The organism is Afipia sp. GW822-FHT03D08, from assembly GCF_058801645.1.
Genome location: NZ_JBXANK010000001.1, coordinates 589038 through 605666 on the forward strand (window position 1 = coordinate 589038; position 16629 = coordinate 605666).

At 60.2% G+C, this 16629-nt stretch carries 18 protein-coding genes and 1 pseudogene; 13 read left to right on the forward strand and 6 right to left on the reverse strand.

Features of this window, described 5'->3' with window-relative positions; translation table 11 throughout:
* Window positions 1-10 precede the first annotated feature (10 nt).
* The gene (gene mazG / locus AC1RM7_RS02800; RefSeq protein ID WP_024919249.1) at window positions 11-826 is read right to left on the reverse strand and encodes a nucleoside triphosphate pyrophosphohydrolase; all 816 of its coding nucleotides are present in this window, start codon (window positions 824-826) and stop codon (window positions 11-13) included.
* A 95-nt stretch (window positions 827-921) separates the two neighbouring features.
* On the opposite strand from mazG, the gene queC reads away from it, so the two are divergent.
* Window positions 922-1650, forward strand: a complete 729-nt coding sequence (gene queC, locus AC1RM7_RS02805; protein WP_024919250.1) for a 7-cyano-7-deazaguanine synthase QueC — start codon at window positions 922-924, stop codon at window positions 1648-1650.
* Window positions 1647-2204 (forward strand): VUT family protein, encoded by a 558-nt coding sequence (locus tag AC1RM7_RS02810; protein ID WP_024919251.1) that lies wholly within the window; start codon window positions 1647-1649, stop codon window positions 2202-2204. The genes queC and AC1RM7_RS02810 overlap by 4 nt, the downstream gene beginning before the upstream one ends.
* A gap of 1 nt (window position 2205) precedes the next feature.
* Here AC1RM7_RS02810 and AC1RM7_RS02815 read toward each other — a convergent pair whose 3' ends face one another.
* Entirely contained in the window at window positions 2206-3039 is an 834-nt protein-coding gene (locus tag AC1RM7_RS02815) for an enoyl-CoA hydratase/isomerase family protein (protein ID WP_024919252.1), read from the reverse strand.
* A gap of 135 nt (window positions 3040-3174) precedes the next feature.
* Here AC1RM7_RS02815 and AC1RM7_RS02820 point away from each other — a divergent pair, with 135 nt between their 5' ends.
* Window positions 3175-3426, forward strand: coding sequence for a DUF1272 domain-containing protein (locus AC1RM7_RS02820; RefSeq protein WP_081758601.1), 252 nt, complete (start codon window positions 3175-3177; stop codon window positions 3424-3426).
* Window positions 3427-3441: 15 nt separating this feature from the next.
* Here the strand turns inward: AC1RM7_RS02820 and AC1RM7_RS02825 are convergent, their stop codons facing one another.
* Window positions 3442-3945 carry a thermonuclease family protein gene (locus AC1RM7_RS02825; protein ID WP_051472476.1) on the reverse strand — a complete coding sequence of 168 codons (504 nt, stop codon included), beginning with the start codon at window positions 3943-3945 and terminating at the stop codon, window positions 3442-3444.
* Window positions 3946-4199: 254 nt separating this feature from the next.
* Between AC1RM7_RS02825 and AC1RM7_RS02830 the strand changes: the two genes are divergently transcribed.
* From AC1RM7_RS02830 to AC1RM7_RS02875, 10 genes and pseudogenes are all read left to right on the forward strand, one after another.
* A complete protein-coding gene (locus AC1RM7_RS02830; protein WP_024919254.1) occupies window positions 4200-5783 on the forward strand; it encodes an alpha-amylase family glycosyl hydrolase in 1584 nt (527 codons plus the stop codon).
* Window positions 5784-5942: 159 nt separating this feature from the next.
* The gene (locus AC1RM7_RS02835) at window positions 5943-6848 is read left to right on the forward strand and encodes a DnaJ C-terminal domain-containing protein (RefSeq protein ID WP_024919255.1); all 906 of its coding nucleotides are present in this window, start codon (window positions 5943-5945) and stop codon (window positions 6846-6848) included.
* Window positions 6849-6850: 2 nt separating this feature from the next.
* Window positions 6851-7126: a chaperone modulator CbpM gene (locus AC1RM7_RS02840; RefSeq protein WP_024919256.1), complete on the forward strand. Its 276-nt coding sequence runs from the start codon at window positions 6851-6853 to the stop codon at window positions 7124-7126.
* 57 nt (window positions 7127-7183) lie between these two features.
* Window positions 7184-7408, forward strand: coding sequence for a hypothetical protein (locus AC1RM7_RS02845; protein WP_024919257.1), 225 nt, complete (start codon window positions 7184-7186; stop codon window positions 7406-7408).
* Between the two features lie 42 nt (window positions 7409-7450).
* A complete protein-coding gene (locus AC1RM7_RS02850) occupies window positions 7451-7705 on the forward strand; it encodes a DUF2171 domain-containing protein (protein WP_024919258.1) in 255 nt (84 codons plus the stop codon).
* A 177-nt stretch (window positions 7706-7882) separates the two neighbouring features.
* Window positions 7883-8077 carry a hypothetical protein gene (locus AC1RM7_RS02855; protein WP_006020559.1) on the forward strand — a complete coding sequence of 65 codons (195 nt, stop codon included), beginning with the start codon at window positions 7883-7885 and terminating at the stop codon, window positions 8075-8077.
* Between the two features lie 99 nt (window positions 8078-8176).
* Complete coding sequence (locus AC1RM7_RS02860; protein WP_024919259.1) at window positions 8177-9244, forward strand: Dyp-type peroxidase; 1068 nt, start codon at window positions 8177-8179, stop codon at window positions 9242-9244.
* Window positions 9237-10043: a family 1 encapsulin nanocompartment shell protein gene (locus AC1RM7_RS02865; protein WP_024919260.1), complete on the forward strand. Its 807-nt coding sequence runs from the start codon at window positions 9237-9239 to the stop codon at window positions 10041-10043. Before AC1RM7_RS02860 ends, AC1RM7_RS02865 begins: the two co-directional genes overlap by 8 nt.
* A gap of 24 nt (window positions 10044-10067) precedes the next feature.
* Window positions 10068-11357, forward strand: a complete 1290-nt coding sequence (locus AC1RM7_RS02870; protein ID WP_024919261.1) for an NAD(P)/FAD-dependent oxidoreductase — start codon at window positions 10068-10070, stop codon at window positions 11355-11357.
* A gap of 384 nt (window positions 11358-11741) precedes the next feature.
* A pseudogene (locus tag AC1RM7_RS02875) lies at window positions 11742-13392 on the forward strand (acyl-CoA synthetase).
* Window positions 13393-13397: 5 nt separating this feature from the next.
* Here the strand turns inward: AC1RM7_RS02875 and AC1RM7_RS02880 are convergent.
* Genes AC1RM7_RS02880 through metG form a run of 3 tightly spaced genes read right to left on the reverse strand, consistent with a single transcriptional unit; the run spans window position 13398 to window position 16545 of the window.
* Window positions 13398-14198: an MBL fold metallo-hydrolase gene (locus AC1RM7_RS02880; protein WP_024919263.1), complete on the reverse strand. Its 801-nt coding sequence runs from the start codon at window positions 14196-14198 to the stop codon at window positions 13398-13400.
* A complete protein-coding gene (locus tag AC1RM7_RS02885; RefSeq protein WP_024919264.1) occupies window positions 14195-14989 on the reverse strand; it encodes a TatD family hydrolase in 795 nt (264 codons plus the stop codon). The genes AC1RM7_RS02880 and AC1RM7_RS02885 overlap by 4 nt, the downstream gene beginning before the upstream one ends.
* Entirely contained in the window at window positions 14989-16545 is a 1557-nt protein-coding gene (gene metG / locus AC1RM7_RS02890; protein ID WP_024919265.1) for a methionine--tRNA ligase, read from the reverse strand. Before metG ends, AC1RM7_RS02885 begins: the two co-directional genes overlap by 1 nt.
* Window positions 16546-16629 lie beyond the last annotated feature (84 nt).

Below are 16629 nucleotides of genomic sequence, written 5' to 3' on the forward strand. Positions count from 1 at the left end.
GCCGCGAAAACTATGTCGCAGTCTTCGCTTCGTTCCATAGCGCGTCCATCTCGGCCAGCGTCGCTGCTTCCAGCGATGAACCGCGCGCGGCGAGAGTGCGTTCGATATAGGCGAACCGCCGCTCGAACTTCGCGTTGGTTGCACGTAACGCCATCTCGGGATCGGCCTTGGCATGGCGCGCCAGATTGACGACGGCAAACAGAAGATCGCCGGTTTCTTCGGCGATGTGCGATTGATCGCCGCTGTCCAGCGCCGCCTCGATTTCGTCGGCCTCCTCGCGGATTTTGGCGAGCACCGCCCGCGGGTCGTTCCAGTCGAAGCCGACGGTCGAAGCAGTCCGCTGCAAGTCCATCGCGCGCGCCAGCGCCGGCTGGCTCTTCTTGACGCTTTCCAAGAGACCGGGATTTGCATCAGGAACCTCCCCGCGCAACGCCGCTCGCTCGGCTTTCTCTTCCGCCTTGATGCTGTGCCACAGGCCTTTTACTTCATCGGGTGTCATCCGGCCGGCCCTGTCGCCGAACACATGCGGATGACGCCGGATCATCTTTGTGGTGATGGCGTTGACGACGTCGCCAAACGCGAAGGCGCCTTTCTCCTCGGCCATCCGTGAATGGAACACGACCTGAAGGAGTAAGTCACCGAGTTCTTCCTTCAGATCGTCGAGATCGTCCCGCGCGATCGCCTCGGCGACCTCATAGGCTTCCTCAATGGTATAGGGCGCAATGGTCGCAAACGTCTGCTCCAGATCCCATGGGCATCCGGTTTTCGGCGTGCGCAAAGCAGCCATTATCTCAAGCAGTTTGGAGATGTCATGGGAAGCAGGCATGGCGCACCGTGGGCTGAACAGGTTCTGCCCTCTATGCCGTAACGATGGTCCCGAGACAATTGGCGGCGCGGTGTTCGGATGCTAAGTGCAATGCCATGAAGGAATTAAGCCAAAACAACGCAGCTCTTGTGCTTTTCTCCGGCGGGCAGGATTCCGCCACCTGCCTCGCGTGGGCTTTGGCTCGTTTTGAACGCGTGGAGACCATCGGCTTCTCATATGGCCAGCGGCATGCCGTCGAACTGGAAAGCCGGGCGACATTGATCGGCGGCATGAAGGCTCTACACCCGGAATGGGCGGCGAGACTCGGCGAAAGCCACACGCTGGACATCCCGACCCTGGGCGATATTTCCGAGACCGCGCTGACGCGCGACACGGCCATCGAGATGGGCGAGGGTGGTTTGCCCAACACCTTCGTGCCCGGCCGCAATCTGGTGTTCCTCACCTTTGCCGCTGCGCTGGCCTATCGGCGGGGCATTACGCACATCGTCGGCGGTATGTGCGAGACGGATTTCTCCGGTTATCCCGATTGCCGCGATGACACGATCAAGGCGCTCAATATCGCGCTTAACCTCGGGATGGCACGTCCGTTCGAGTTACACACGCCGCTGATGTGGCGCGACAAGGGTGACACATGGGCGCTGGCGGAAGAACTCGGCGGCAAGGGGCTGGTCGATCTGATCGTTGAACACTCCCACACCTGTTACCTCGGTGAGCGCGGCGCGCGGCACGACTGGGGTTACGGCTGCGGCGAGTGCCCGGCATGCAGCCTGCGCGCTAAAGGTTGGGCGGCTTACAGCGCGAAAGCGAAGACCGAAAAGCAATGACCCTCGCGCACCGGCTTCGCACGGAAGGCTTTGTATTTCTGGCCGCCTATATCGCCTGCATTCCGGTCGCGAACTGGCTGATCCAGCACATCGGCACCGTTTGTCCACCGGACGGCCCATGCCTGATACCAGTTGCGCCGGGTCTGATGGCGCCGAGTGGCGTGCTGATGGCCGGGCTTGCGCTTGTGCTGCGCGACCTCGTGCAGCGGCGGCTTGGCGTTACCTACGGATTGGCTGCGATCGGGGCGGGGACGGTGTTCTCAGCAGCACTGGCCCCTGCGCCGCTGGTCGTTGCGTCGGCGGTTGCGTTCCTGCTGTCGGAACTGGCCGATTTCGCTGTCTACACGCCGTTGCAAAAACGCGGGCTTGTGCTCGCCGTGGCAGCGAGCAGCCTTGTGGGACTGGTGGCGGACTCGCTGCTGTTCCTGTGGCTCGCGTTTGGCAGCCTTGAGTTTCTGGCAGGCCAGATCGTAGGCAAAGCGATCATGGTGCTCCTGACGCTGCCGGCGATCCGCTGGCTGCGCAACAGAGACGAGCGGTTGGGCGCTGCGTAGATTAGCGTCCCTTAAAGTCCGCCGGCCGCTTTTCGAGGAACGATGCCAGGCCTTCACGAAAATCCTGCGTGCGCATCAACGGCAGCAGTTGCAGGAAAACGTGGTGGACATGATCGTTGAAATTCTCGGAAAGGCCGACGCGCATCATGCGTTTGGCCGACTGGACAGCCAACGGCGCATTGGCGGCGATCTCAGAGGCAAGGGCCCGGGCGCGCGGCATCAGCTCGGCATCGGGGACCACATGATTGGTCAGACCCATCTCGAGGCTTTCCTTTGCCGAAAGCGTGCGGCCGGTGAAGATGATTTCGGCTGCCTTGGCCCAACCCAACATGCGCGGCAGAAACCAGGTACCGCCTGACTCAGGCACGATACCGCGCTTGACGAATGCGGCAGCAAACTTCGCACTCTCGGCCATAATGCGAATGTCGCAGCCGAGCGCCGTGTCCATGCCGTAGCCGGCTGCTGCGCCGTTGAGCGCACAGATCGTCGGTTTCTCCATGTTGAAGAGTATCGTCGGAGGAGCGGTCTTGAGATCAAGCGTCGTCCGCGCGCCATCGGCGTCGTTCTGCGAGCCGATGCCGGTGCCGCTGGACGCACTGGACACATCGAGACCCGCGCAGAAAGCGCGTCCAGTTGCGGTGAGAATGACGACGCGTACCGCAGGATCCGCGTCCGCTTGCAGAAGCAGTTGACCGAGTTGCGCCAGCATCGGCCGCGAGATCGTGTTCAACCGCTCAGGACGATTGAGTGTGATGGTGGCGATGTTACCATCGACCGCATAAAGCACCTCCGATTCAGCCGCACGTGATTCCTGGATGCTTTGCGGTTTTGACATTGCAATTTCCTCAGTCGTTCTGGACGCAGGAAAGATCAAAAGCCGCCCGGACGCAAGCATTGGACGCTGCTGGACAGCCTTGCACCGCCCTGGCCAGCCGCATAGGCTCGGCAAGCCGCACACGGGAGAAGCGCGATGATAAAGCTCAAGCCGAATTGCGAATGCTGCGACAAGGATTTGCCGCCCGAGAGCCGCGAGGCTGTGATCTGCACCTTCGAGTGCACGTTCTGCGCAACTTGCGCAGATACCGTTTTTAAAGGCGCATGCCCCAACTGCGCGGGCAATTTTGTGCCGCGCCCGATCAGGCCAGCGGCGATGTTGCGGAAATATCCGGCATCGACCGAGCGGCACCTGCGGGAGCAGCCGTGCCTTGCGAAAGCGAGCTGAGACGCAGGGACGCAGCTAATCCTTGCGGTGATCATCCGTGCGCGGATGCTGGTGCCGCCATTCGCGCGGCGGTGTAAATGTCCCGGCCCACAATCCGCGCCTCGCGGATTTCGCATCATCCTGTTGGGCGCCGTAACCGTTCGCAAATCCTGATGTTACGGCCCAGCCTTGCTGGACCATCCAGCCATTGACGTCGGTGCCATCGGGAAGGGTGCAGGTCGCCAGCGTACGCCCGTACTTATCGATCGATTTCGGCTGGCATGTGAGATCGTGTCCGCGGACACGGCTTCGGAGTTGCGCGGAAGCCTGCCGTCCGCAAGGCCAGTCGCGACCTTGTGCATCAGTGCAGGTCTGGTCAAGTTCGGGCGCATCGATGTCGATAAGGCGAATTCGCGTGCCGGAGATTGTCAGTGTGTCGCCATCGGCCACAAACGCATTTCCCGAGACCGGCGCGTCCGGCTTCCGCATCCAGCGTTCGACGGCATAGACACCGAGCGATCCGATCAGCACGATCACCATGACCGTCCAGCGGCGAGTGTCCGGGTTGAACCGCGTCGGTCTACGAGATTGTTGGCGCTGTGACACCCGGAAACTCATGCTCAAGTCCGCGCTGCAATGTGAGAGTTTTATGTCACGCGGCCGCGCAACGCGATTCATCAACTGAATTATCTGCTTTGGACGAGGCGGGTTCAAGCGGGTGTTGCCAGCGACTTTTTCTTCCGCCTATGTGCAGGTTCTCGATTGTCTTTACTGTCACAGGGTTGGCGTGTGCCATGCGTGAGAATGTTCCCTGGTGGAAATCGGGTATTCTCTATCAGATATATCCGCGCTCCTTTCAGGACTCCGATGGCGATGGCGTAGGGGACCTTCGCGGCGTCATCGAGCGGCTGCCTTACCTGCGTGAACTTGGCGTCGATGCGCTGTGGCTGTCGCCGATTTTTCCATCGCCGATGGAAGATTTTGGCTACGACATCTCCGACTACACGGGTATCGATCCGCTGTTCGGCACGCTGGCCGATTTCGATGCGCTGGTGGCGGCTGCTCACGATTTTGGACTGAAGATCGTCCTCGACCTTGTCCCCAACCATACGTCCGATCAGCATCCATGGTTCATCGAAAGCCGCGGTTCGCGAGATAGTGCGAAACGCGACTGGTATATCTGGCGCGATCCAAAGGGAGAGGGCGGTCCTCCGAACAACTGGCTTTCCGAATTCGGCGGCAGCACCTGGGAATTCGATGCCCACACCGGGCAGTATTACTATCACGCGTTCCTGCGCAGCCAGCCCGATCTGAACTGGCGCAATCCCGAAGTGCGCGGTGCCATGCATGACGTGATGCGCTTCTGGCTGCGGCGCGGTGTCGATGGATTTCGTGTCGATGTGATGTGGCATCTGATCAAGGACGATGTGCTGCGGGACAACCCGCCGAATCCCGATTTCGTGCCGGGACAGCAGCCTTATGAGCAACTAATCCCGCTTTATTCGACCGACAGGCCTGAAGTCCACGACGTCGTCGCCGAGTTGCGGCAGGTGATCGACGAATTCGACGATCGTGTACTGATCGGTGAAATCTATCTACCGCCAGCTAAGCTCGTAGCCTATTATGGCCGCAATCTCGCTGGCGCTCACCTGCCGTTCAACTTCGCCCTGATCTCGACGCCGTGGAATGCGCGTGCCATCGCAAAGCTTGTCGACGACTATGAAGCCGCGTTGCCGGCCGGCGCATGGCCGAACTGGGTGCTCGGCAATCATGACCGCCAGCGCATCGCCAGCCGTCTAGGTACCGATCAGGCGCGCGTCGCGGCCATGCTACTGCTGACGCTCCGGGGAACGCCAACGCTGTATTACGGCGACGAGATCGGGATGCCGCAGGTTGCGATCGCGCCGGATCGGGTGAGGGACCCGTGGGAGAAGAATGTCCCGGGCATGGGCGTTGGCCGCGACGGCTGCCGCACGCCGATGCAATGGGATGAAACAGCATATGCAGGATTCAGCGTTCGCGAGCCATGGCTGCCACTCAGCAAGGATATCGCCTTGGTGAACGTCGCCACCGAGCGTCAGGACACAGCGTCCATGCTCAGCCTGTACCAGGCGCTGGTCTCACTGCGCCGTGCCCGCCCAGAGCTTGCACTCGGTGGTTACAGGCTCGTGAGCGTTGCTGATGATCTCCTGGTTTATGCGCGTGAGCATCAGGACCAGCGGTCACTCGTTGCGCTGAACCTTGGCATGGCGACCGTTTCGCTGGAGGTCCGTGGGCATGTCTTGTTGTCGACGTTTATGGATCGGCAGGCTGAGGTGATTGACGGTCTACTCAGTCTGCGCGGCGCTGAAGGGATCGTTATTGAGCCCTCAAGCTGAACGAAGAAGCGGGCCAGCGCCTTTAAAAGCGGCATTCTTAGCAGATGCGGCATCGCGCCGTTGGCGGGTTGGTATGTGAGGCGGGGTTGTTGTAGCATTTGCCAATCTTACGTGCCGTACTCGTGATTTTAGACAAACATTGTGCGTCCGGAGTAAGTCGTGAGAAATCCATACGAGATTCTTGACGTTGCCCCGACTGCCTCTGCCGCCGACATCCAGAAGGCGTATCGGAAGCTGGCAAAGAAATTGCACCCGGACTTGAATCCCGGCGACAGGTCGGCTGAAGAGAAATTCAAGGAAGTCGCCGGCGCCTACGACTTGCTGAGCGACGCCGAGAAGCGGAAGCGTTTCGACAATGGTGAGATCGACGCGACCGGTGCAGAGCGGCCGCAGCATCACTATTACCGGGATTTTGCCACCTCGGACGAAGGGCATCATTATGCGAACAGCTCGGGCTTCGCCGACTACATGGATACGGACGATGCGTTTGCAGAACTCCTGCGCCGCGGTCAGAGAGCACGTGCGAACCGGCGTGGACCGGATCTGCACTACACCGTGCCGATCGATTTTGTGGAGTCGATCAAGGGCGCGGACAAACGTCTGACACTGCCTGACGGTAGTTCGCTTGACGTGAAAATTCCACCCGGTCTGGTGGACGGTCAGGTTATCCGTCTCAAGGGCAAGGGAGCGCCCGGCGCCGGTAAGGGCGGCCCTGGAGATGCCCTGATCGAGGTGGAGGTCCTGCCCGATCGCCGCTTCACCCGCGACGGCGACGATATATCTATCGAGTTGCCGGTCTCTCTTACCGAAGCCGTATTGGGAGGGAAGATCCGCGTTCCGACGCCGACGGGAGATGTGCAGTTGGCGGTGCCAAAGGGATCGAACACCGGCACCACCCTGCGCCTCAGGGGGAAGGGCGCGCCCCGCCGCGGCGGCGGGCAGGGCGATCAGTTCGTCAAATTGAAGGTGGTTTTGCCTAAATCTCCAGATCCGGAACTCGAAGCCTTCGTCTCGAATTGGGAGAAGGGCAAAGAATTCAATCCGCGCGCGGACAGGACATCTTGATCATGAACAAGCAGGAATTTCTGACTTATTCGGGTCTTCAGGTGCAGACACTGGACCTCTGGCTCGAGCAGCGATGGCTGATTCCAGAGGAAACCTCCGTCGGAATTCAGTTCTCTGACATCGATGTTGCACGGGCCCGTCTCATTCATGATCTAAAGAGCGATCTGGGTGCTAATGATGAGGGGATCGACGTCATCCTTCATCTCATGGACCAGATCCATGGGCTGCGCCACGCGCTCGCGCAATTGCAAAAGGATATTCAGGAGCGTTCGCTTTAGGCGCACTACCGCACCAAACGCCGAGATCGGAGCCGCAGGCTAACCTTGGAGATCGAAATGGTCGGAAGATTCACGGCTCTTGGACACGGTGAAATCGACTCCCTTATCCTGCAAGCGCTGGTGCGCAAGCTTGTCTCTAAAAATGTTCTTTCATCAGACGAGGTACGCGCGCTGTTGTTTGAAGCCGCAACTCATCTCGACCTTGTCGGGAGCGACCAGACACCCCAGGCCGCGCGGATCGTTGTTGAGGAGGATCTGGTGCCTGTGTTTCTTGGCGAATGACCGTTTTCAACACGCACGAACTCAAAGAAGGAGGCAGTTGCGATGAAGAATCAGATCAAGGAAAACATGGAGGTCATCGGGGCCGACGGCGTTCATGTCGGCACAGTGGATCGCATCGAAGGTGATCGCATCAAGCTCAAAAAGAGCGACAGCTTCGGAGCCCACGCCGGACACCATCACTACATCGAAACCGGCTTCGTGGCTGGCGTTGAAGGCAACAAGGTTCGCCTCTCGGCGAACGCTGATATTGCCGTGACGTTGGAAGAAGAACCGTCAGGCCGGCCCGTCAAGCTGTGATGTGCGGTTCAGACCGTCAAAAACTGACCGGCTGAACTGCCAGTAGCGGAGAGGGCTAAACAAGCCGCGAACATTCCCATGGGAGTGCTGCGCGCGAGGTTGTATGGTTGGGTTCTCATACGGGTTTTGGACTTATTGAACACCAAGCTTGGACGCCAGTGCAGCAGGAGGGCCGTGATGCAAGAATACGATCTCTACATCAACGCGAAAAAGCCAGCCATCGGCCTCTACGTACGCAAGGGTGCGGGTCTCCCCGACCTCGCCGATAAATCGGATTGGGTCTTCGATGGCACTGCTGCGCAGGATCTGTTGCCTCCGGGCGTGGTGCAAGGTGTCGCCGCGGACGGCCATGCGTTTCGAAACATGGACTGACCTCAACATAGCAACTCAAGAACATCACCGATGTGCCGTAGGGCTTGCCCTGCTGCGGGCCGGATCGCGATTGAACCAAAGGTATTAAACGGATCGAGCATGGTCTCAAGCCTGCCACACCCCGTGTCCCAGTCCGTCGCTGCCAAGCTTACGCGGGCGGCGATATTTCTGGTTGTGACAATCAATCCTGGAACGACGTCCGAGGAAACGGTTCGCGGCTTATGCGCGGATCTTTCGAGCCTGCTGCGGGGCGTGGGGTTTCGCGATCTCGATGGCCAACTGACCTGCGTAATGGGATTTGGCTCAGAGGCCTGGGACCGCCTGTTCGGACCGCCGCGGCCGAAGGACCTCCATCCGTTTCGCGAAATTCGTGGTGTGCATACCGCCGTTTCGACGCCCGGGGACATCCTGTTTCACATCCGTGCTGCGACCATGGATCTGTGTTTTGAGCTGGCGACGCATATCATGTCGCGGCTCAACGGTGCCGTCTCGACCGTCGACGAGGTGCACGGCTTCAAGTTTTTCGATGACCGCGATCTCATTGGCTTTGTGGACGGTACAGAAAATCCGGTGGGGCAGGCTGCCGAAGCGGCCACCCTTGTCGGGGATGAAGATTCGGCCTTTGCTGGCGGCAGCTATGTGATCGTGCAGAAGTATCTGCACGACGTCGCGCGATGGAATAAAGTGCCTGTCGAGGAGCAGGAGAACATTATCGGCCGGCACAAACTGTCCGACATCGAACAGCCTGACTCCGTGAAGAAACCGTACGCGCACAACGTTCTGACGTCGATTGAAGAGAACGGCGAGCAGCTTCAGATCCTGCGCGACAACATGCCGTTCGGCGAGGTGGGCAAGGGTGAATTCGGCACGTATTTCATCGGTTACGCGCGGTCACCGTATCGAATCGAGAAGATGCTGGAGAACATGTTCATCGGCAATCCGCCGGGTACCTACGACCATCTGCTCGATTTCAGCCACACATTGACCGGATGCCTGTTCTTCGTGCCGACGGTGACGTTCCTGGATGATGTCAACCCAGAGGCACAACCGGTTGCCGACACCGACGCGAAGAAGGCGCGGGCGCCTGTGGCGCCTCAGCCGAACGCGCGTAGCAGCGATGGCTCACTCGGGATTGGATCCCTGAAGAAAGAGGCAGGACATGAATAATCTCCATCGGCACCTCGCGCCCATCTCGGCGGGAGCGTGGGAACAGATCGAGCAGGAAGCCTCTCGCACACTCAAGCGTCACCTGGCAGCGCGCCGTGTTGTGGACGTTGTCGGCCCGAAGGGCGTCGATTTCTCGGCTGTGGGGACAGGGCACCTCAAGCAGATTTCAGGGCCGGGCGACGGGATCCAGGCCGCGCAGCGCGACGTGAAGGCCCTCGTCGAACTGCGCGTTCCGTTCGAACTCACGCGTCAGGCGATTGACGACGTGGAGCGCGGCGCAACCGATTCTGACTGGTCGCCTGTCAAGGACGCGGCGCGGAAGATTGCCTTCGCCGAAGATCGTGCGGTTTTCGAAGGATATGCCGCGGCCGCGATCCAGGGTATCCGGGAAGGCAGTAGCAACGCCGCCGTGACGCTTCCGGCCAGTGTGAAGGGCTACCCGGATGCTGTGGCGCAGGCGGTGAGTGAGTTACGGCGTGCTGGATGTGAAGGTCCCTATGCCCTTGTTCTCGGCGGGAACGCCTACACGGCAGCAAGCGGTGGCAGCGACGATGGATATCCAGTGTTCCACCATATCGAGCGTGTGGTGGACGGCGGAATTATCTGGGCGCCGGCGATTGAAGGCGGGTTTGTACTCACCACGCGGGGCGGCGATTTCGAACTGGATATCGGTCAGGATTTCTCGATCGGCTACCTGAGCCATTCCAGTTCTGTCGTTGAACTGTATCTGCAGGAAACCTTCACGTTCCGGCAATTGACCGCCGAGGCGGCAGTTGCGCTTGTGACTCCAAGAAAATGATTGCGTGGATGAGGATGTCGATGCGTGGCCGACGATAAGACCGTTGAAGCTTCCGTGCCTCATGTTGTGATCGTCGGAGCCGGTTTCGGCGGTCTCGAAGCCGCGCGCGGTCTTGCCGACGCTCCCGTGCGCATCACGATTGTCGATCAGCGCAACCATCACCTGTTTCAACCGCTGCTCTATCAGGTCGCCACCGCGACACTCGCGACCTCGGAAATCGCCTGGCCCGTCCGCCATCTCGTCCGCAGACAGAAGAACGTCACGACGCTGCTCGGAAGTGTCGTCGGCGTGAACACCCAGGCGAAGCAGGTTCTGTTGGACGGCGAGGAGCCGATCGCTTTCGATACCCTGATCCTGGCGACGGGAGCCCGCCACGCTTACTTCGGTCACGACGAATGGGAGCCATATGCACCCGGGCTGAAAACGCTTGAGGATGCCACCAAGATCAGGCGGCGGATTCTCGCCGCGTTTGAGCAGGCGGAATGGGAGACCGATCCGGCGGAGCGCGCCAAATTCCTCACATTTGTGATTATAGGAGCGGGGCCTACCGGCGTGGAACTGGCCGGCACGATCGCCGAGCTTGCGCGGGATACGTTGCGCGATGAATTTCGCAATTTTGATACACGAAGCGCGCGGGTCGTCCTTATCGAAGCCGGACCTCGCATCCTTTCGAGCTTTAGCGAGGATCTATCGGATTACGCGCAACGGGCGCTGACGCGTCTCGGTGTCGAGGTCAAATTGGGACATGCTGTTTCAAAGTGCGGAGAAGGCGGGGTCGAACTGGGCGGCGACTTCCTTCCGGCAAAAACCATCATCTGGGCCGCGGGGGTCGCGGCCTCGCCGGCGGCCGAGTGGCTGCATGTACCAGCCGATCGCGCAGGGCGCGTTCTTGTGGAGCCCGACCTGACGGCGCCGGGTCATCCGGACATCTTTGTCATCGGCGATGCCGCGCATGTTGAATCGGCGGATGGAAAGCTGGTGCCTGGCGTAGCGCCTGCAGCCAAGCAGGAAGGGCAATATGTTGCCCGGAGGATCATGGAGCGCCTGAGGGGCCGTAATCCAGGCGAGCGGTTCGCATACAAGAACGCGGGCAATCTCGCCACGATCGGCAAGCGCGCCGCCATTGTCGACTTCGGTTGGATCAAGCTCAAAGGCCGGTTGGCTTGGTGGATGTGGGGCGTCGCGCACATTTTCTTTTTGATCGGGCTACGCAATCGCCTGGCCGTCGCGATGAACTGGCTGTGGATTTATATCAGCGGCCAGCGAAGCGCTCGTCTCATCACGCAAGGCAAGACGACGAAGGGCGGCATCTAGGGCGCAGACGGGTCTTGAACTGCCGGGTGGATGACCGCCGGATCGCCATCGGAGCCTGGCTGGGCCATACCAGAGATTCGCATAAGGTATATTATGGAATATAATATACCTCAGCGATTTCAATATGATCTATTCAATAGCAGATAAAATGATCGATATATATTGGGTTATATCTGAAAATACCTCTGCAACTGAACGCTGCTTGCTTCGTGTAATTGGCGCGCAGGCATCTCTACGCTGGGCATGCAGGCAAGGTTGTATCGATGGCCGCGTTTGCAGACCGGCCCGATGATTGACCGCAAGGATGGTCATTGTAGAACGAGATAAATGCCTGACCGGACACCGTTGGCGTCCACTGCGTCGGACAAATCATGGAGTCAGGATATGAGCAGCAATCAGGGCCAATACAGCACCGGTCTGGACAAGAACGCTGCCAACTACGTGCCGCTCTCGCCGCTGAGCTTTCTGGCTCGCAGCGCCAGCGTCTATCCGGACCACACCAGCGCCGTTTACGAAGGCCGCAGGTTCTCTTGGGCGCAGACCTATGAGCGCTGCAAGCGGTTTGCGTCGTTTCTTGCCAAGCGCGGCATTCAGCGTGGCGATACCGTGGCAGCTATGCTGCCGAATATCCCGGCGATGAACGAGGCGCATTTTGCCGTGCCGATGGCCGGCGGCGTTCTCAACGCGCTCAATATTCGGCTCGATGCGGCATCAATCGCATTCCAGCTCGATCACGGCGGCGCCAGGATCATTTTGGTCGACCCTGAGTTCGGCGGCGTGATCTCGGATGCACTGAGCCTGATGAAAGGCCCGAGGCCGCTGGTGATTGATGTCGACGACGCTGCGTTTGCCGGTGGCAAGCGCATTGGCGAACTCGAATATGAGACTGCAGTCGCGTCCGGTGACCCGGAGTTCGCGTGGCTGACGCCGGACGACGAATGGGACGCCATTGCGCTCGGCTATACGTCCGGCACCACGGGCAATCCCAAGGGCGTCGTCACGCATTACCGAGGCGCCTATCTCAACGCCGTCAGCAATATTCTGGCGGGCAATCTCGGCACGCATCCGATCTATCTCTGGACGCTCCCGATGTTTCACTGCAACGGCTGGTGCTTCCCGTGGACCATCGCAGCGTCGGCCGGTGTCAATGTCTGCCTGCGCAAGGTCGACCCGGCCAAGATTTTCGAGTTGATCAAGGTCCACGGCGTGACTCACATGTGCGGCGCGCCGATCGTCTACAACACGCTGATCAATGCACCTGATGCTCCCAAGGGCAAGTCTGCGAAGCCAGTCGTGGGACTGATCGCGGGCGCGGCGCCGCCGGTGGCGGTGCTCGAGGGCGCGGAGGGCATCGGCATCAAGCTGACCCACGTCTACGGCCTCACCGAGGTCTATGGCCCCGCATCCGTTTGCGCCGAACAGCCCCGGCTGGGACGAACTGCCGGCAGATCAGCGCGCCCAGCTCAAGCGCCGGCAGGGCGTGCCCTATCCGCTTCAGGAAGCCGTGACGGTGCTTGATCCGGAGACGATGCGTGAGGTGCCGCGCGATGGTGAAACCATCGGCGAGGTCATGTTCCGCGGCAACATCGTCATGAAGGGCTATCTGAAGAACGAGAAGGCCACCAGGGAAGCCTTCGAGGGGGGCTGGTTTCACACCGGCGATCTCGGCGTGCTCGACAAGGACGGCTATGTCATCATCAAGGATCGCTCCAAGGACATCATCATCTCGGGCGGCGAAAACATCTCGTCGGTCGAGGTCGAAGACGTTCTGTACAAGCATCCGGCGGTGCTGTTCGCAGCCGTGGTTGCCAAGCCGGACCCGAAATGGGGCGAGGTGCCCTGCGCCTTCGTCGAACTGAAGGACGGCGCGACCGCGACCGAAGCGGAAATCCTGAGCTACTGCAAAAGCGTGCTGCCGGGATTTAAATCGCCGAAGTCCGTCGTGTTCGGCGCGATCCCGAAGACGTCGACCGGCAAGATCCAGAAATTCGCGCTGCGCGATCAGGCCAATTCTGCGAAGGCGATTTCCGCCTGAACCTCTCAGGCCTCGATCGCCAGCCGCATGCCGTCGTAGCCCGCCTCGACGCCCGGCGGCAATTTGGCTTGCAGCACATCGTAGTCGAGGTCCGAGTGCAGGTTGGTCAAAACCGCACGTCGCGGCTTGAACTTGGCAATCCACGACAGTGCATCGTCGAGACTGAAGTGGCTCGGATGCGGCGCATAGCGCAGCGCATCGATGATCCACAGATCGAGGTTCTCCAGCGCATGGAAACTCTCAGGTGGAATGTCATGAAGATCCGGCGTGTAGGCGGCGTTGCCGATGCGATAGCCCAGCGCCGGAATATTGCCGTGCTGAACCAGGAAAGCGGTCAGGGCGAGGGAGCCGCCCTTCCCCTCAATGCTCTTGGTTTCACCCGCTTCGATTGATCGCTTTTCCAGGATCGCAGGATAGTCGCTGCCTGGCGCTTGCTCGAAGCAATACGAGAAACGCAGCAGGATATCCTTGCCCGTAGACTTGTTCAGATAGACCGGAATCCGCTTGCGCTGATGCAGCACCACGGAACGCAGATCGTCGATGCCATGGGTCTGGTCGGCGTGCTCGTGCGTCAGAAAGGTCGCCTCAAGGTGATCCACGTTGGCGTCGATCAACTGCTCGCGCAGGTCCGGCGAGGTATCGATCAGGACGCGCGTCAGACCGTTGGCGCCGCCCTTCTCGGCCAGCAGCGAACAGCGCCGGCGGCGGTTTTTCGGATTGTTCGGATCGCACGCGCCCCAGCCAAGCGCGGGGCGCGGCACGCCGGCGGACGATCCGGAGCCGAGGATTGTCAGGATCAACGTCATGCAGCTTTTGCGTCCGGGCGCGGGACCTTGTTGAACAGCCGGAAGAAGTTCTCCGTGGTTTGCCGCGCGATTTCGTCGAGCGTAACGCCGCGCGTTTCTGCCAGCACTCTTGCGGTCTCGACCACGAAAGACGGCTCGTTTCGTTTGCCTCGGAATTTGCCCGGCGCGAGATACGGCGCGTCGGTTTCCACCATGATCCGGTCCGCAGGGAGTTCAGCGGCGATGTCCCGGATGGCCTGCGAATTCTTGAACGTCAGGATACCGGTGAAGGAAATCGAGAGACCAAGTCCAATGGCCTTCATCGCAAGCTCGCGCCCGCCTGTGTAGCAATGCAGCACAGCCTTGAATGGTCCCTTCGCGATTTCGTCTTCAAGAATGCGGCCGCAGGCTTCATCCGCTTCGCGGGTGTGGATTACAAGCGGCAATCCGGTCGCACGGGCTGCTGCGATATGAGCACGGAAGCCCCGCTCCTGTGCTTCCGGCGACCCGTCCTTGTAGAAATTGTCCAGCCCCGCCTCTCCCAGCGCCACGACCTTCGGATGCTTCGTGAGCGTGATCAGCTCGTTTGCGGTGATACCGTCTTCCTCATCCGCATTGTGAGGATGGGTGCCCACAGAGCAGTAGACATTCGGGAATCGTGCGGCGATCTCCAGCAATCCGTTGATCTTGCGCACCCGCGTGGAGATGGTGACGATCCGGCCAACACCGGCGGCCTCGGCGCGCGCGACAATGGCGTCGAGGTCTTCGGCGAAGTCGGGAAAATCGAGATGGCAGTGGCTGTCGACAAGCATCAGGCTTTGGCCGCTCCGGCTTCCGGGGGATCGATGTAACGCGGAAAGACGGGCGCTGGCGCTGGCAATTGGGTTCCGCCCTTGATCCGGGTGGCGAGGGCTGCGAAGTCGCGCGCGTCCGGCGAGACGCCAAGGATGTCGAGCAGCTTCGCGCACGCATCGGGCATCGCCGGCTGCGCAAGAATCGCGATCTGCCGGACGACTTCGGCGGTGACATACAGCACGGTCTTCTGACGTGCCGGATCGGTCTTGGCGAGCGCCCACGGCGCCTCTCCCGCGAAATAGCGGTTGGCTTCGGCCACCACAGCCCAGATCGCATTCAGCGCGTGATGGATCTGCTGCGTGGCCATGGCCGTGCGGGCCTGCTCGAGCATGCCGTCAGCCATCGCGAGAATGGCCTTGTCGTTGTCGCTGAATGCGCCCGGCTCCGGCAGCAAGCCCCCGTACTGCTTGCCGATCATCGACAGCGAACGCTGCGCGAGATTGCCGAGGTCGTTGGCGAGGTCTGCATTGGTGCGCGCGACAATGGCCTCGTGGTTGTAGTTGCCGTCCTGGCCGAACGGCACCTCGCGCAGGAAGAAATAGCGCAGTTGATCGACGCCGTATTGATCCGCCAGATTGAACGGATCGACGACATTGCCGACCGACTTCGACATTTTTTCGCCGCGGTTGAACAGGAAGCCGTGCGCGAAGACGCGCTTCTGCACTGGAATACCCGCCGACATCAGGAACGCCGGCCAGTACACGGCATGAAAACGGATGATATCCTTGCCGATAATATGAACATCCGCGGGCCAGTAGCGCCAGTTCTTGTCGCCCTCGTCCGGGAAACCGACGCCGGTGATGTAGTTGGTCAGCGCATCGACCCACACGTACATCACGTGCTCTTCGTCGCCTGGCACTTTCACGCCCCAGTCGAACGTGGTGCGCGAGATCGAGAGATCCTTCAGCCCGCTTTTGACAAAGCTGATCACTTCATTCTTGCGCGAGTCAGGCCCGATGAAATCCGGCTTGTTCTCGTAAAGCGCCAGCAGCTTGTCCTGATAGGCTGAGAGCTTGAAAAAGTAGCTCTTCTCCTCGACCCATTCGACCGGCGTGCCCTGCGGCCCCCGCCGCACCTTGTCCTCGCCGACGACGGTCTCGTCTTCGGAGTAATAAGCTTCGTCGCGCACCGAATACCAGCCGGCATAGCTGTCGAGATAGATGTCGCCGTTCGCGGCCATCCGCTTCCAGATTTCCTGCGTCGACTCGTGGTGCTGCTTTTCGGAGGTGCGGATGAAGCGATCGAACGAAATGTTCAGGCGCTGATCCATCTCCTTGAACTGCGCCGCGTTGCGCGTCGCTAGGTCCATCGGCGTCATGTTTTCCTTCTGCGCCGTCTGGATCATCTTCTGGCCGTGCTCGTCGGTGCCGGTCAGAAAGAACACGTCCTTGCCGTCGAGACGCTGGAAGCGCGCGAGCGCGTCCGTCGAAATCGCCTCATAAGCGTGGCCGATATGCGGGACGCCGTTCGGATAAGCGATGGCGGTTGTGATGTAGAAGGTCTGACGGGACATATGTGACTTCTGCAATCGCAAGGTCTGCGAAGGCCCTTTCCGTAAACGTCGATTGTGCCATTACTTGCGCGGAAATCCGACCGA

Coding starts and splice junctions, on each gene's coding strand:
- mazG (WP_024919249.1), bottom strand. CDS start 826: ATGCCTGCTTCCCATGACATCTCCAAACTGCTTGAGATAATGGCTGCT.
- queC (WP_024919250.1), top strand. CDS start 922: ATGAAGGAATTAAGCCAAAACAACGCAGCTCTTGTGCTTTTCTCCGGC.
- AC1RM7_RS02810 (WP_024919251.1), top strand. CDS start 1,647: ATGACCCTCGCGCACCGGCTTCGCACGGAAGGCTTTGTATTTCTGGCC.
- AC1RM7_RS02815 (WP_024919252.1), bottom strand. CDS start 3,039: ATGTCAAAACCGCAAAGCATCCAGGAATCACGTGCGGCTGAATCGGAG.
- AC1RM7_RS02820 (WP_081758601.1), top strand. CDS start 3,175: ATGATAAAGCTCAAGCCGAATTGCGAATGCTGCGACAAGGATTTGCCG.
- AC1RM7_RS02825 (WP_051472476.1), bottom strand. CDS start 3,945: ATGGTGATCGTGCTGATCGGATCGCTCGGTGTCTATGCCGTCGAACGC.
- AC1RM7_RS02830 (WP_024919254.1), top strand. CDS start 4,200: ATGCGTGAGAATGTTCCCTGGTGGAAATCGGGTATTCTCTATCAGATA.
- AC1RM7_RS02840 (WP_024919256.1), top strand. CDS start 6,851: ATGAACAAGCAGGAATTTCTGACTTATTCGGGTCTTCAGGTGCAGACA.
- AC1RM7_RS02845 (WP_024919257.1), top strand. CDS start 7,184: ATGGTCGGAAGATTCACGGCTCTTGGACACGGTGAAATCGACTCCCTT.
- AC1RM7_RS02850 (WP_024919258.1), top strand. CDS start 7,451: ATGAAGAATCAGATCAAGGAAAACATGGAGGTCATCGGGGCCGACGGC.
- AC1RM7_RS02855 (WP_006020559.1), top strand. CDS start 7,883: ATGCAAGAATACGATCTCTACATCAACGCGAAAAAGCCAGCCATCGGC.
- AC1RM7_RS02860 (WP_024919259.1), top strand. CDS start 8,177: ATGGTCTCAAGCCTGCCACACCCCGTGTCCCAGTCCGTCGCTGCCAAG.
- AC1RM7_RS02865 (WP_024919260.1), top strand. CDS start 9,237: ATGAATAATCTCCATCGGCACCTCGCGCCCATCTCGGCGGGAGCGTGG.
- AC1RM7_RS02880 (WP_024919263.1), bottom strand. CDS start 14,198: ATGACGTTGATCCTGACAATCCTCGGCTCCGGATCGTCCGCCGGCGTG.
- AC1RM7_RS02885 (WP_024919264.1), bottom strand. CDS start 14,989: ATGCTTGTCGACAGCCACTGCCATCTCGATTTTCCCGACTTCGCCGAA.
- metG (WP_024919265.1), bottom strand. CDS start 16,545: ATGTCCCGTCAGACCTTCTACATCACAACCGCCATCGCTTATCCGAAC.